11 protein-coding genes are annotated in these 13,914 nt (G+C 42.8%); all 11 read right to left on the bottom strand.

Going from position 1 to position 13,914, the window contains the following annotated elements; translation table 11 throughout:
- Positions 1-167 precede the first annotated feature (167 nt).
- Positions 168-4,262: a GEVED domain-containing protein gene (locus A7985_RS05160; RefSeq protein ID WP_065789354.1), complete on the bottom strand. Its 4,095-nt coding sequence runs from the start codon at positions 4,260-4,262 to the stop codon at positions 168-170.
- Between the two features lie 471 nt (positions 4,263-4,733).
- Entirely contained in the window at positions 4,734-5,657 is a 924-nt protein-coding gene (uspE, locus tag A7985_RS05155) for a universal stress protein UspE (RefSeq protein WP_065789353.1), read from the bottom strand.
- 95 nt (positions 5,658-5,752) lie between these two features.
- Positions 5,753-6,481 (bottom strand): FNR family transcription factor, encoded by a 729-nt coding sequence (locus A7985_RS05150; RefSeq protein WP_065789352.1) that lies wholly within the window; start codon positions 6,479-6,481, stop codon positions 5,753-5,755.
- A gap of 190 nt (positions 6,482-6,671) precedes the next feature.
- Positions 6,672-7,343 (bottom strand): sulfite exporter TauE/SafE family protein, encoded by a 672-nt coding sequence (locus tag A7985_RS05145; RefSeq protein WP_065789351.1) that lies wholly within the window; start codon positions 7,341-7,343, stop codon positions 6,672-6,674.
- Positions 7,330-7,503 (bottom strand): cbb3-type cytochrome oxidase assembly protein CcoS, encoded by a 174-nt coding sequence (ccoS, locus tag A7985_RS05140; protein WP_063359916.1) that lies wholly within the window; start codon positions 7,501-7,503, stop codon positions 7,330-7,332. Before ccoS ends, A7985_RS05145 begins: the two co-directional genes overlap by 14 nt.
- Positions 7,500-9,872: a heavy metal translocating P-type ATPase gene (locus tag A7985_RS05135; RefSeq protein ID WP_065789350.1), complete on the bottom strand. Its 2,373-nt coding sequence runs from the start codon at positions 9,870-9,872 to the stop codon at positions 7,500-7,502. The genes ccoS and A7985_RS05135 overlap by 4 nt, the downstream gene beginning before the upstream one ends.
- Before the next feature lie 5 nt (positions 9,873-9,877).
- Complete coding sequence (locus A7985_RS05130; protein WP_065789349.1) at positions 9,878-10,369, bottom strand: FixH family protein; 492 nt, start codon at positions 10,367-10,369, stop codon at positions 9,878-9,880.
- Between the two features lie 132 nt (positions 10,370-10,501).
- Complete coding sequence (gene ccoP, locus A7985_RS05125) at positions 10,502-11,467, bottom strand: cytochrome-c oxidase, cbb3-type subunit III (RefSeq protein WP_065789348.1); 966 nt, start codon at positions 11,465-11,467, stop codon at positions 10,502-10,504.
- A complete protein-coding gene (locus A7985_RS05120) occupies positions 11,464-11,649 on the bottom strand; it encodes a cbb3-type cytochrome oxidase subunit 3 (RefSeq protein WP_065789347.1) in 186 nt (61 codons plus the stop codon). Before A7985_RS05120 ends, ccoP begins: the two co-directional genes overlap by 4 nt.
- A 6-nt stretch (positions 11,650-11,655) precedes the next feature.
- A complete protein-coding gene (ccoO, locus tag A7985_RS05115; RefSeq protein ID WP_063373907.1) occupies positions 11,656-12,276 on the bottom strand; it encodes a cytochrome-c oxidase, cbb3-type subunit II in 621 nt (206 codons plus the stop codon).
- Positions 12,277-12,288: 12 nt separating this feature from the next.
- Entirely contained in the window at positions 12,289-13,722 is a 1,434-nt protein-coding gene (ccoN, locus tag A7985_RS05110; RefSeq protein WP_065789346.1) for a cytochrome-c oxidase, cbb3-type subunit I, read from the bottom strand.
- Positions 13,723-13,914: the final 192 nt, after the last annotated feature.

Genomic DNA, 13,914 nt, shown 5'->3' with positions numbered 1-13,914 from the left:
CTATCTTAAAGGCATTAGGAAAAATGAAATGTCGCACAAAAATAATAGGCTAAGTCTTTTGATGAAAGTGTTGTTTTGTATTTGTGGGCTAGGGGTGGCATACCTGTTTACTTTATAAAAAAGCCTCTTATTGCTAAGAGGCTTTGGCTAGGGAGATGATGATGTGTTTATTCAAACTTTGCGTTAAGCTGTGCGCCAGTACCTTGCCCAGACACCATTAAGTAGTGCCACCCAGAGGCAGGGCTATTGATCACAATCTGTTCTTCGCTACTGCCTTGTGTTGTCGCTGAGTTTTGGAAGTTACTTGTGCTTGGCCAACCCGCTGCATTTTGATAAATGCTGGCGTCGCCGTCACCACCTGTAGTGGTGATAGTTAGCTTCGACTGGCCAGCAGGCACGCTAATGGCAACATAGACGGTGTTACTGCCCATACAGATAGCGTCATTATTAGATAAGTTACCACGTGTTTGCGGTGCCTTAGTTGCGCAAGCACTAACAGGTGGCTCAATAACATCGCCTTCGGTGAAAGAGCCTGTCAGTGTCACGTTGTCCGAAGCAGTCCAACCGACAACTGAAACATAGTAAATACCACCTGACTTAGTGAGTTTGCTGCTATCACATGTCTCGTCTCTATTACCGCTAGTATAAGGTCGACAATCCCAATTAGTTGCTGTGTCTGAATCACCAAATTTTACGTATAGATCTGGGTCACCAGTGCCTGCGCCCATTTCAACTTTGATGTTTTTGGCACCCTCTGGGACAAAAAATGTAAAGGTTTTAGTTTCTTTTGCTGCAACTGAAATACCTGACTTAGTCACGCCGTTAAGTAAATCAGAATCAGGACCTTGTTCATCTGTTATCGTCACCGAGTAATCCTCGACTTCGCCCCAATCATACGTGCCACATGCGGGTAACTTGCCATCAGTTAGTTCATAGGATTGAATCACGCGCATCGTTGTTGAGCCGTTTACAGCAGAAGCCGGAATGGTGACTGAGTTAACAACTTCATCAAAGGTAGTCGCGCTTGTTTGGATCAATAACTCGCCGGAATCATCAAAGCTGTTGTTTTGGTTCAGGTCTACATATACAGCCCAATTCGCAAGGTATGGTCCATTGGAACCGTGTGTTAACCCAATGTCTGTTGCCGCGCCCTTTTTAAAGCTGAAGCCCGCATTGTCAAAGCGGCTGAACTGGCTTTTTTCTGAGCTATTACTTAGACTGCCAACACGGACTTTGCTTGTCCATTGCGTTGTGGACTTTGCGTATGCAATACAGTGCGCAGGGCCGTCAACCGTGACGTTTTGCTCCTTCATGTAGCTAATGCCACTTTGCAATGTCACTTTTAGTCTAACAGAGTAAGTACCTGCATATAGGTAAGTGTGCGAAGGGTTGCCTTGCGTACTGGTATGGTTTGGGTTGACTGCACTGTCGCCAAAATCATACTCGATTGAAGCAATATCGGCGTTACTTCCCAATGAGTCTGTAAAACTAACCGTCAGATTATTCGTCGTTACATTGGCAGTGAAATCGGCTGGGTTTTCAGGCTGAATGTCTACAGTAAAGTCTTCAACTTCACCCCATCTGATGCGTCCGCATGGAGACTTCAACTCTTCATAACTTTGTAGCACACGCATTCTGGTTTTACCCGTTAACGCAGTTGTAGGGATAGTGATTGTTCTTTCGATATCATTTGCAGTATTTGCACCTACCCAGTACCAAACGCTTTCAGAATCGTCAAAAGTACCATTGTGGTTCATATCAATATAAACGCGCCATTCAGCGTTATAAGAGGTTTTTGACCCAGTCGCACCTTGTCGCACAGATAGGATGTTGTCTCCCTTAACTGCGCCGAGTACTTTGTCAGTGTGGTCTGTATAATTTGCCGAACCAGAAGTGACGCTATTACCGTTCAGTGTGACATTCGCGTTGTATTGATATTTTGGTTGGTTACCATACGCACGACAATAGTCTTGTCCTGCAGGGGCGGTGACAGTTATGACTTTAGTGTGAGTATAGGTTTCACCATTTTTTAAAGTTACCGTGAGCGTTACCGTGTACTCTCCACCAAAAACATATTGATGATTTGGATTGAAAGAGGTGCTGGTGCTCGAGTCGCTAAAGAGGCCATCGCCAAAGTCCCATTTAACCGATGCGACATCGTCAGAGTCGATAGAAAAGCCGACATTGAGATCGCTGTTGTTAATAGACGTCGTAAACTCTGCTGGATTTTGCTCTTTAATTATATGAATGCTGTAATCTTCAGCTTCACCAAACTTAAAATCGCCGCAGGCTGCAAGTTGTGTCTCCCCTTCACGTAGAGTGTTAGATTGAATAACACGCATTCGAGTTGTACCCGCAAGTGCACTATCAGGGATAGTGATACTAGCCAGTATGGGTTCAGGAGACGACTTGGATAGTGGCTCAGAAAAATGAATGAGCTCTCCAGGGTCATCAAAACTGTTATTTTGGTTTAAATCAACATATACGGCCCAATATGCGGAGTAGGGGCCAAACTTACTGCCACGGGTACCTTGTTGTAGCTCAATGCCTGTTGCCGAACCAGCATAAACAGTGAATGGTTCCAATGCTGTGTGATCCGTGTACTGCCTTCTATCCGACTGATGCACCTTACCATTCACAGACACACTTTGTGTATATTGATAGACCGCATTTGTTCCTTTTACACCGCAGTAGCTTTGGCCTGGCGTGGAGGTAATAGTGACTTGCTGCGAGGCTGAATGGATCAAACCTTCATTATCGGTTGCAGTATACCTAACAATATAAGTGCCGGGGAATAGATAAGTATGTGTAACCGAGTCACCTTGTGCGTATGGCTTATTATTGTATACACCATCACCAAAATCCCAGAGTGTAGACACAATATTGCCATCGCTGTCATTTGCTTGACCTGAGAAATTGGCTGTTAGGTTACCTGGCGTAATGGTTGCTTGTGTTATCGTAGCTGACGGCGCGTTGTGTGATGAGGTCCGCAAAGCAGCCATAAATGTCGCGCGTTCATTATGTACACGGGCATTGTCGTTGACTTCGACCGTCCCCCCAGCTTCCCCTTGGTAGGTTTTATTGGGGTTTGACCATACGTTTAGCCTTTCGCCACAATCACTAATGGCCATGAGTGTACGCCACGTTTTGGACTCATTACAAAATCCATGGCCAAAAGCAAAAGGAGTCGTTGTCGAATCATTGTCATGTCTTGCACCGTACAAGTGCCCGAGTTCATGACCAAAGGTATTTTTAAAGGTACCCCAGCTACTCATCGTAAATAAGGCGCTTTCGGCATCAGTACCAATTTGTCCCGCCCATCCAGCCCAAGGCGAACTAGCATTCTGATCCGCTAAAAATACCATGATATCTGCTTGGTGCTCGTCTCGAATACTTTTTAGTTCTACGCCAAACCCGTTTGGGGCTAGAGGGTTTGGTTCTGCTAGCCAACTACTGGTATTTTCATTAAGTAGTAATGAGTTATCCTCAGACATATCGCCGGTAGATACATAACCGGTTTGATAGGAATGTACGACTCTGACGCTGGCATTTATGCCACTTGCGGTATAACTGTCATTAGTGTCTTTTTCCATCAGTGCGATGTATGCATCGACATCACCAACCTCGGTAGCGAGTTTGTCCGTATAAGCAACAACCACGGTTACTTCGGGCACAGCATTGGCATCGCTACTTGCGGCAGCACGTAAAAAAGGTGAGATATCTGTGTGGCCAACTAAACCGTGTGAAGAGTCCCCATGCTCCAAACCCGGTCTATCTGCTGTTGAGTCAATCGGTGCATTATCTTGGGTGAATTTACTTAATTTATACAGCCCATTCCCCGTGGGAGTTAATAAATAACCGGTATTTCCAATATAAATCTTTGCGCTGTAACTGTTGTTTGTTTTTATCATTGACAGTTTGGCATGGCCATCAGACGAGCGGCCATTTATATAGGTTGTTTTGCTATTTTTTTGCGTTACTTCATACAGGTGAATTTGTACATACTGCCCGTCAATTGTAAGGCTAAGTGAATTTCCCACTTGCAGGCTTGCACCCAAAGCACTGTTTAATTTAATTGAATCTAAAATCAGCTTTTGCCTTGTTTGGCTAGGCTCTGTTGTTGATGACTGTGCTAGGTTCGAAATTTCATTTTCGAAGCTCAATTGTCTATCGAATAGATAGGTATGTTGAGCCGAAGCTGAAAATGAAACAGTGATAGCCGTTGCTAGGGCTAGCTTTTTTAATTGGTTTTTTTGTCGCACTGTAACTTTCCTTTAACGAGTATGGGTAAAGCACAAACATGCTTTACATGTTGTTAAAGAGGAGTCTTAGGCATTGAATTTCAATGACATACCTCTTGCATACCATACTTTAATGACAGTTCATAAAGTATGATTGTATACAATATATAATATGCGTTTAAGATTTGTACATGGTTTTGTTGAATTTATATCAACGCATTGGGGTGTATCAATTAAGAAACAAGGATAAAAAGTTCCTTTTTTGTTAACAAAATCAAAGGAGTATCATCTTGGGTACTAACTGAAAAAAAATGAAAAAAATTATTCTTTTTTGATAGGAATAGGTATTCGATTTGCTGTTATAAGTCTGCGGATAGTTTTTTCAATCACAAGTGGGTTGTTTAACCCATCAAATTTAATGATGTTAATCTAAGCTCGTTACACATCGGGAGGGAAAGAAAAGTCCGATACTATTACCGGACTTCTAAATATTTAGTGCTCTAATGGGCTTTTATAGCCATCAGGTTTGAGGGCCAATACATCACAATCTAGGCTGTCTATTACGTGCTCGGCGGTGTTTCCAATTAATGCTGCACTTAGACCTGTTCGCCCAACAGTACCAATGACGACCAATTCCGCCGACTTTTTCTGGGCTATTGCTGGGATCACATCTTCAGGTAAACCCTCTTCGACGATGCATGTTTCTTTGGCAATATTAAATTCATTGGCGAGAGACCAAGTTTCATCTTCATGGTGTTTCTTGACCGCTTCGCTATATTGAGATGGGTTAAATTCTGGAATTTCTATTGCAATATTTACCGGTGTTGCGGGGTAGGTGTTTACCAAGCTTAATGATGCGTCAGCTAGGTCGCAAATGAACAGGGCATCTTTGATAATGCGCTTATTTAATGTTTGATGTTGTTCATTATCGCTGACTGCATTGACAGCCGCAATGATCTCTCCGTGCTCGGGCCAAGCCTGATCTTTAACAAGTAAAACAGGGGTAGGGCACTTCCTAATTAAATGCCAGTCAGTGGGCGTGAATATCACTGATTTGAGCGTATCATGTTGATGTGTCGACTTGATAACAATATCAAATTGGGCATGAAGGACTTCTTCGATAATCGCTTCATAAGGTCGATTATGCCATACAACTTTAGCTTGAATATCAAGACCCACATAATCGGTAATGAGTTCATTGATCCACTCTTCTCTATCTTTGATTACAGCTGACCGCATGGCCTCTCTTTCTTCTTTTGAAAGCATGGTGGTCATTTCATACGAGAAGTCATAGATAGACAGAAATGCGGTGATTTGCGCACCTGTTTTTTTGGCTAGGCTGATAGAGCGCTCAAGACTGTTTTGCTGCTCTTTAGTTGGGTCAATGACAGTGAGAATACGTTTAATCTTATCCATCGGAGCCTCCTATGGCGCTTGGCTAATCAGTATACTTTGAGTGTAACCGATATAGCCAAGGTATAAAGTTATTTCGATGGAAAAATTGGTTTAGATCAACTACTAATACCAGCAGCGCTCGCCAAACCGTCGCCTTCTAGAATTGTGATGAATTTGCCTTCTACTTTAATTAGACCGGCTTTTTGGAAACGGCTTAATAGTCGGCTAATGGTCTCAACGGTAAGTCCCAAATAGTTACCAATCTCACCACGTGTCATTGTAAATCTGAACTCTTTTCGAGAGAAGCCTCGCTCACCAAAACGATTTGATAAGTTATAAATGAAAGTCGCGAGCCTTTCTTCAGCTGTTTTCTTGTTCAGTAGCAACAACATCTCTTGATCATAGTTGATTTCGCTACTCATCAGACGCATGATTTGCTGTCGCAGCTTAGGCAGTTTACCAGCTAGTTCGTCCAATGTGTCAAAAGGGATCTCACATACCATCGATGTTTCAAGAGCTTGAGCAAAACTCTGATGTTGCATTTTATTTATGGCGTCAAAGCCAACGAGATCGCCAGCTAAGTGAAAGCCAGTGATTTGTTCGTCGCCTTGTTCTGATAAAGTATAAGATTTAAACGACCCAGACCTGACGGCGTAAATTGCCTCAAGTTTAGAGCCCGATTCGAACAAAAAGTCACCTTTGTGCAAAGGCTTTTTACGTTCAATGATTTCATCAAGTTTGTCCATTTCATTCCCATTTAGAGAATAGGGCAAACAAAGCTGACTAATACTGCAGTTTGTACAACTGATCGTACACTGACTTTTGGAGCGATTATTTAAATCCATAATAAATCCATTACTCTTAGACGCACATAAAAAATATTAAATTCAAAAAGTTATAGGTAAATAAAGCCAAAACTAGAGTATATCTGGTTTTTACCATAAAACTTTCACCATGTAGGCGAATAAAAACTCCTGCTTCCAAACGCCTATTGTATGGTTGGTATTATCTTACAATGACCACCATAAAACCAGATTAAAGTACTAATTTGTTACTAGCGATTATAATCAGGTACAACCCATACCAAACAAACAAGTTTCCAAGAATTATTCGCGTAACTGGGTGATTTAAGAAATTGTTTAACACTTGAGCAGACTGACCTGCAACAATAAGTGCAGGAAAGGTTCCCAATGCAAAAGCCACCATGGTAAGTGCACCATAAAACGGGCTAGCAGCCTGTAAACTCCATAGTAATGCACTGTAAACTAAACCACACGGTAACCAGCCCCATAGCGCACCATATGCTAATGCTTTTTTCTTGGTGTCGATGGGTAATATATATTTATTTAGTTTTACGACTCTTCGCCAAATTACAAAGTTGCCTAACTTTTCCAACCAATTTAATGTGGCGACAAAACGCATAATATACAGACCTACAAGCAGCATAAAAATACCACTTAAGTAAGAGAGTCCAAGTGCGAATGTTGTATTTTGCTGCGCAAAAGATGTGCCCAGCAAAGCCACAAACGTGCCCGCAATCGCATAGCTCAAAAGCCTACCAAAGTTATATAAAAATGCGACAACTAACGGGTGTTGCTTGTCTTGTGCCAATTGTAGGCTGGATGCGACGCCACCGCACATGGCTAGGCAGTGGCCACTGCCTGCGAGCCCCATAAAAAAGGCACTCGCTAAACTAATTTCCATCATTGCTCTTGTTGTGTTGCTCTTTATCGTCTTCAAACAGGATGCTATGCGCTTGCTTGTTTAAATCTGAAAATTGCTCACTTTTCACTGCCCAAAAGAATACGCCTATGGCGATGACGACAAATAGGATAGCAATGGGAATTAATACGTAGATAATACTCATAGTTTCAATAACCTTAATGAGTTAGAAATCACAACAATAGAGCTTGCCGACATACCAATTACTGCGAGCCATGGTGGAACCATCCCCAAAGCTGCTAACGGTAATATAGACCCGTTGTAGAGTAACGAAATCGTCAAATTCTGCTTGATGATTCGCTTTGTTTTAACAGCTACAGTTTGTAGCGTTTGTAGCGAGTTTAAGTCACTATTTAACAGTACTACATCGGCCGTATTTTTTGAAATATCCGCGCCAGTCTCCATTGCGATTGATAGGTGAGCACTGTTGAATACCGGACTGTCATTTACGCCGTCGCCAATCATGGCAACAATATCTTGTTCGCGGGACCACTTTTCTACGCAGAGTTGCTTGTCTTTGGGTGAACACGCTTGTTTGAATGAATCAAGACCTAGTTCGTCAGCTAAGTTCTTTGCGGCATTTGAACTATCGCCCGTAAGCATGTGGCAGGTAAGGTTTTTGCTTTGCAAGTAGGCGACGACTCTATGAGCACTTTCTCGAACTTTATCTTGAAGATAAAAATCAGCAATTGGCTGCTCGTTTATAAAAAGAGTTGCTTGCGCAAATGAGGCGTGATTGTTAAACCAATTAGGTTTACCTATCGCAATCTGATCACCATTCATCTCACCAGCGACACCAAGACCTGTTCTTACGGTAGGAGAAGTAATCTCAATTACTTGCGCGTCTTTTTGCGTAAACGCTTTTGCGATAGGGTGCTCAGAGTATCTTTCTAGCGCGCTTGCGAATCCTAGAACTTGCTCGGCAGAATAATTCTGATCGAGCATGGTTGTTTTTACAATGGAAAAACGCCCCTCTGTTAAGGTGCCTGTTTTATCAAAGGCATAACGTGTTACTTTGGGCGTGGTCTCGAGAACATGGCTTTCTTTTATCAAAATGCCTTTTTTGGTGAGTGTGGCTACTGCGCAAGTAAGTGCTGTTGGTATAGCCAAACTCAATGCGCATGGACAGGTTGCAACAAGCACAGCAATGGTTACCCAAAATGCATGCTCGGGTTCAATGTGATACCACCCGATTGCAGTGATTGAGGCGAAAACCAAAAGGCAAGCGACGAACCACTGTGCTACTTTATCGGTTACCTCAACAATCTTTGGCCTTTTCATTAGGGCATTGTGTTGCAGCTTAATGATTTGGTTGAGCAGGGTATTTTGTCCAACCTTGTTTATTTGTATAGTAATTACGCCATCGTGATTTAGCGTGCCAGCGTAGACCTGATGGTTTTCAAACTTCTTAATGGGCAGATGCTCTCCAGTCATCATCGACTCGTCCACGGTACTGGTGCCATTTACGACTAGACCATCTGCTGGGATTGCTTCACCAGGCTTTATCAAAATCATATCATTCAATTGTAGGCTTTTCGCAGCGATGACTTCTTCTTTGTTACCTGATATTTTTCTAGCGGTGAGTGGCAGTAGTTTTTGTAAGTTTGCGGTAAATTCGCTGGCTTTCATTCGTGCTCTAAATTCAAGGTATTTGCCCAAAAGCAATAAGAAAGTGAACATGCAGATTGACTCAAAGTAAACCTCACCGACTGACATTACAGTGGCATAACAGCTCGCACCGTAAGCGCCAAAAATAGCGAGGGATACAGGTAAGTCCATATTGAGTTGTTTACTTTGAAGGCCTTTTACCGCATTGGTCAAAAAGGGCAGGGCAGAGTAAAGAATAACGGGAGAAGCCAAAACCAAACTGATCCATCTAAAATACTGCTCAAACCCTTCATCCATGCCCGAAAACATGCCAAAGTACATCGCAAAGGCAAACATCATCACTTGCATTGTCATGAGACCAGCGACACCTAGGCGTCTCATGTATGCTTTGGCAGCAGCTTGTTTTTGATTCGCTTCTTCGTCTGCTTGAAATGGATAGGCTTTGTAGCCAATTTGCATAAGTGCAGCAATAATTTCACTGAGTTTGGCGTCTTTATCTTGCCACAAAATCATGGCGCGGTGTGTTGAGGTATTCACATCGACTCGCTTTACGCCTGAAATCGCTAGAAGCTGTTTTTCTATTAGCCACGCACACGCAGCACAACTAATGCCTTCAACGCTCAGTAACACCTCTTTGAGATCACCTTGCTGATCGACAAAGTCCCTTTGAATATCTTGGTTATCGTAGCTGGTTAATTCTTTTAATTTTTCGGGAACTAGCTCTTCAACTTTGCCGTTGGTTTCGGTTCTAAATTTGTAATAGTCGCTCATGCCTTGCGCGAGAATCGTATCGGCGACGGCTTGGCATCCCGTGCAACACACGGGATTTGAAACACCTTCAAAAATAACTTCGCCTGTAAAGCCGTTTGGCACGGGCTCTAGGCAATGAAAACAACTTTTTGCCATATCGCCTACTTGTATTGCGGTGTGATTGAAATAAGGCTCTCAGAGGGGAGTTGTAGATTTTCTTTCATCTTCCAACTCCCATCCATTGGTTCAATAAAAACGGTAAAAGCACCTTGATGAGGCTCTTCAAGTAACCCTGTAAATGCGCCACGGGCATTTGCTAGGAGGGTGAGGGAAAAATCATATTCTTTGATAGTTCGGTGGTAAAATGAGACTTTGAGCGCGTTTACTTTACTGTGATCGCCTTTGGTAAAATTGAAACTGACTCTGTCGTTTTCTACGCGTAAATCTCCGTGCAGATATAGCGCTTTTGCTTTGTTAAACTTGCTCAATTCCAAATTGATGGCTTTACCTTTTTTATAATAATCATCAACTACCATGTCAGGTCCATTACCCACTGCAACAGTGACTAAAATAACACACGCTATAATCGTAACCAGCGGGAAAAACATTAAAAACCAAGGCCAAAAATTCTTATACCACGGAGTTGGATTCATAATTGTTCACTACTTTACAATGTTGTTATGTACTTAATGTACGGTTGTATAATTCTTTAAAGTTTAGGTACTTACTACGTTAAAAAGTAAGCCTCTGAATACCAGAGGCTTACTAGGTTATATACAATTTAGCTATTTGTCTTGCGACAAGCTGTAGACATACGCGGTTAATAAGTGAACCTTATCTTCTCCAAGGATGTCTTTCCAAGCCGGCATCACACCAGCGCGACCGTGACGTACTGACTCTTCAACAGCTCTTTGAGAACCGCCATAAAGCCATATGTTGTCCGTCAAATCAGGCGCACCAAATGGTAAATTATGTGCAACGGAGCCTTTGCCGTCCATGCCGTGGCATGCAGCACACATTGCAAATTTACTTTTACCTGCTTCGGCGTCTTTTTGATTAACTTTACGACCTGACAGGCTAAGAACAAAGGCTGTCATTTCTTTAACGCCTTGCTCGCCAAGCGCCGCTTCCCAACCTGGCATTGCGGCAACGCGGCCATGTAACAACGTTTCTTTAATTTGGTCAGGGTTGCCACCATATAACCAGTCTTTGTCAGTTAAGTTAGGGAAGCCCAGCCCACCTCGCGCATCAGAGCCGTGGCACTGTGCACAGTTTTGAGCATATAGACGCTGACCGATTTCAAGTGCTTCGCTATTCTCAGCTAGCGCTAACACGTCTTGCTGAGCAAATGCTTTGAATATAGGCCCAAAACGTTCATCAGCTGCTTCAAACTCTTTATCAAGTTGCACCCACAGACCACTTTCTTTTGCATCAAGCACGGCTTGCTTTGACTCTTCTAAAGAAGTGACCCCTTGGTTTGAGCTTGTCCAGCCTAATAAGCCGACAAAGTTACCTAAACCAGGATACATCGCTAAGTAATAAACTGACCAAACAAAGGTTGCGAAGAACATATAGGTCCACCATTTTGGTAGTGGGTTATTTAATTCTTCGATACCGTCAAACTCGTGGCCACAGCTTTCGCCTTCTTCGACGCCCGTATAGTTTTTCAGGTTCCAAATAAGCAGGCCAAATATCAGAGCCAGACATGCTAGGGTCAATACGATGACCCAAATACTCCAAAAGCTAGTCATTTTTCAGACTCCTTTTCCTCTTTTGAGATCGTGTTGTCATGTTTTACTTCGTCGTCGAATATTGCCTTAGCAGCATCATCAAACCGACTTTTGGTACGCTTGCTGTAAGCCCACACAACAATCACAATGAACAGTACTAAAATTACCAGAGTTAAAATGCCTCTGTATGTGCCGTAATCCATAATCAATTACTTCAAATGCGTGCCAAGTTGTTGCAAATAGGCTATGAGTGCTTCCATTTCGGTCTTGCCCTCAACAGCGGCTTTTGCACCTTGAATATCTTCGTCGGTATAAGGAACACCGAAATTTTTGAAGACTTCAAGTTTCTTGGCGGTTAATTTACCATCCAGAATGTTCTCTTCGAGCCAAGGGTAGCCTGGCATATTCGATTCAGGAACTACTGAGCGAGGATCGATTAGGTGTGCGTAGTGCCAATCATCTGAGTAGCGACCACCTACACGTGCTAAGTCAGGTCCTGTGCGTTTAGAGCCCCACTGAAAAGGGTGGTCCCAAACTGATTCACCGGCTACAGAGTAATGACCATAACGCTCAACTTCATCTCTAAAAGGGCGGATCATCTGAGAGTGGCAGTTGTAGCAGCCTTCTCTCACATAAATATCTCGTCCTTCCATCTCAAGGGCCGTTAAAGGGCGTAGTCCATCTACAGGCTGCGTCGTGTCTTTTTGGAACATCAGTGGCGTTATTTCCACAAGTGCACCAAAACTAATTGCAAACACGGTTAAAATAGCCATTAAGCCGACATTTTTTTCTACAATTTCATGTTTATTAGTAGAACCATTGCTGCTCATAATCGTTACCCCTTAAGCCATTTGTGTGTTTGCGTCAGTAGCAAGCGAGCCACTTTTTGCCGTAACAGTACGGAACACGTTGTAAGCCATAACCAGCATGCCTACGACGATGAACACACCACCTAGGAAGCGCATTACATAGAATGGATATGAAGCTTCAAGCGACTGTACAAAGCTGTACATTAATGTTCCATCAGAATTAACTGCACGCCACATTAGGCCTTGCATTACACCTGAAATCCACATTGCAACGATGTATAAAACCACCCCTACTGTATGCAGCCAGAAATGCGTGTTTACGAGTTTTACACTGTACATATTCGAGTGGCCGAAAAGCGCAGGAATTAGGTGATATATCGCGCCAATTGAAATCATTGCCACCCAACCAAGCGCACCAGAGTGAACGTGGCCAACAGTCCAGTCAGTGTAGTGAGATAGGGCATTAACAGACTTGATTGCCATCATTGGGCCTTCAAATGTTGACATGCCGTAGAAAGAAAGAGAAACCACGAGGAATCTTAAAACAGGGTCTGTACGAAGTTTGTGCCATGCACCAGATAGAGTCATAATACCATTTATCATGCCACCCCAAGATGGTACAAATAAAATCACAGACATAACCATGCCGAGAGATTGGGTCCAATCTGGTAGAGCAGTATAATGAAGGTGATGTGGACCAGCCCAGATATAAAGAGATACAAGTGCCCAAAAGTGAACAACAGATAAACGGTAAGAGTAAACAGGGCGACCAGCTTGTTTCGGAACAAAGTAATACATCATTCCCAAGAAGCCTGCGGTCAACAAGAAGCCTACTGCGTTGTGTCCGTACCACCACTGAACCATTGCATCTACCGCGCCTGCATATATCGAGTAAGATTTAGTTAATGAGACAGGTACAGCCATGCTGTTCACGATATGTAATACAGCAACAGTAATTATGAATCCTGCATAAAACCAGTTGGCGACATAAATGTGCGACACTTTACGATTTATAAGTGTGCCAAAGAATACGACGGCATAAGTGACCCAAACGACAGCTATAGCGATGTCAATTGGCCATTCTAGTTCAGCATATTCTTTTGAGCTTGTGATACCCAAAGGCAATGTTATTGCTGCTGCAACTATGATTGCTTGCCAGCCCCAAAATGTAAAAGAAGCTAGCTTATCGGAGAATAGACGCGTTTGACATGTGCGTTGTACAACATAATACGATGTTGCGAATAATGCACTTGTACCAAATGCGAAAATAACAGCGTTCGTATGTAACGGACGAAGTCGAGAGTAAGTTAACCATGGAATGTCGAAGTTTAAAGCAGGCCAAGCAAGTTGCGCTGCGATAAAGACACCTACACCCATGCCAACGATGCCCCAAATCACTGTCATAATAGCGAATTGGCGTACAACTTTATAATTGTACTCAGTTTGTGATGCTACTGTTTGGCTCATTTTCTGGATTCCGCTGCAGTTAATGCGATTAGAAATGAATAACCTGTAAAACAGGCCCTATTTTTATATTTCAACAGACTCGCTTTGAGTACGCTAAAGTGACAAAGCAAGTCCGAGAAACCCTTATTTTTGCAAGGAAATAATAATTTTTTTGCAAAATAAAAGATACCTAAAACACCCTAAAGCATGACA

This window comes from Pseudoalteromonas luteoviolacea, assembly GCF_001696455.1.
GTDB lineage: Bacteria > Pseudomonadota > Gammaproteobacteria > Enterobacterales > Alteromonadaceae > Pseudoalteromonas > Pseudoalteromonas luteoviolacea_C.
The sequence above is the reverse complement of the archived record's forward strand: the minus strand, read 5'-3'. Positions and strand labels throughout refer to the sequence as shown.

Excerpts from the sequence above, each read along its gene's own strand:
- A7985_RS05130 (WP_065789349.1), bottom strand. The coding sequence starts at position 10,369 with ATGAATCCAACTCCGTGGTATAAGAATTTTTGGCCTTGGTTTTTAATG.
- A7985_RS05145 (WP_065789351.1), bottom strand. The coding sequence starts at position 7,343 with ATGATGGAAATTAGTTTAGCGAGTGCCTTTTTTATGGGGCTCGCAGGC.
- uspE (WP_065789353.1), bottom strand. The coding sequence starts at position 5,657 with ATGGATAAGATTAAACGTATTCTCACTGTCATTGACCCAACTAAAGAG.
- A7985_RS05120 (WP_065789347.1), bottom strand. The coding sequence starts at position 11,649 with ATGGATTACGGCACATACAGAGGCATTTTAACTCTGGTAATTTTAGTA.
- A7985_RS05150 (WP_065789352.1), bottom strand. The coding sequence starts at position 6,481 with ATGGATTTAAATAATCGCTCCAAAAGTCAGTGTACGATCAGTTGTACA.
- ccoO (WP_063373907.1), bottom strand. The coding sequence starts at position 12,276 with ATGAGCAGCAATGGTTCTACTAATAAACATGAAATTGTAGAAAAAAAT.
- ccoS (WP_063359916.1), bottom strand. The coding sequence starts at position 7,503 with ATGAGTATTATCTACGTATTAATTCCCATTGCTATCCTATTTGTCGTC.
- ccoN (WP_065789346.1), bottom strand. The coding sequence starts at position 13,722 with ATGAGCCAAACAGTAGCATCACAAACTGAGTACAATTATAAAGTTGTA.
- ccoP (WP_065789348.1), bottom strand. The coding sequence starts at position 11,467 with ATGACTAGCTTTTGGAGTATTTGGGTCATCGTATTGACCCTAGCATGT.
- A7985_RS05135 (WP_065789350.1), bottom strand. The coding sequence starts at position 9,872 with ATGGCAAAAAGTTGTTTTCATTGCCTAGAGCCCGTGCCAAACGGCTTT.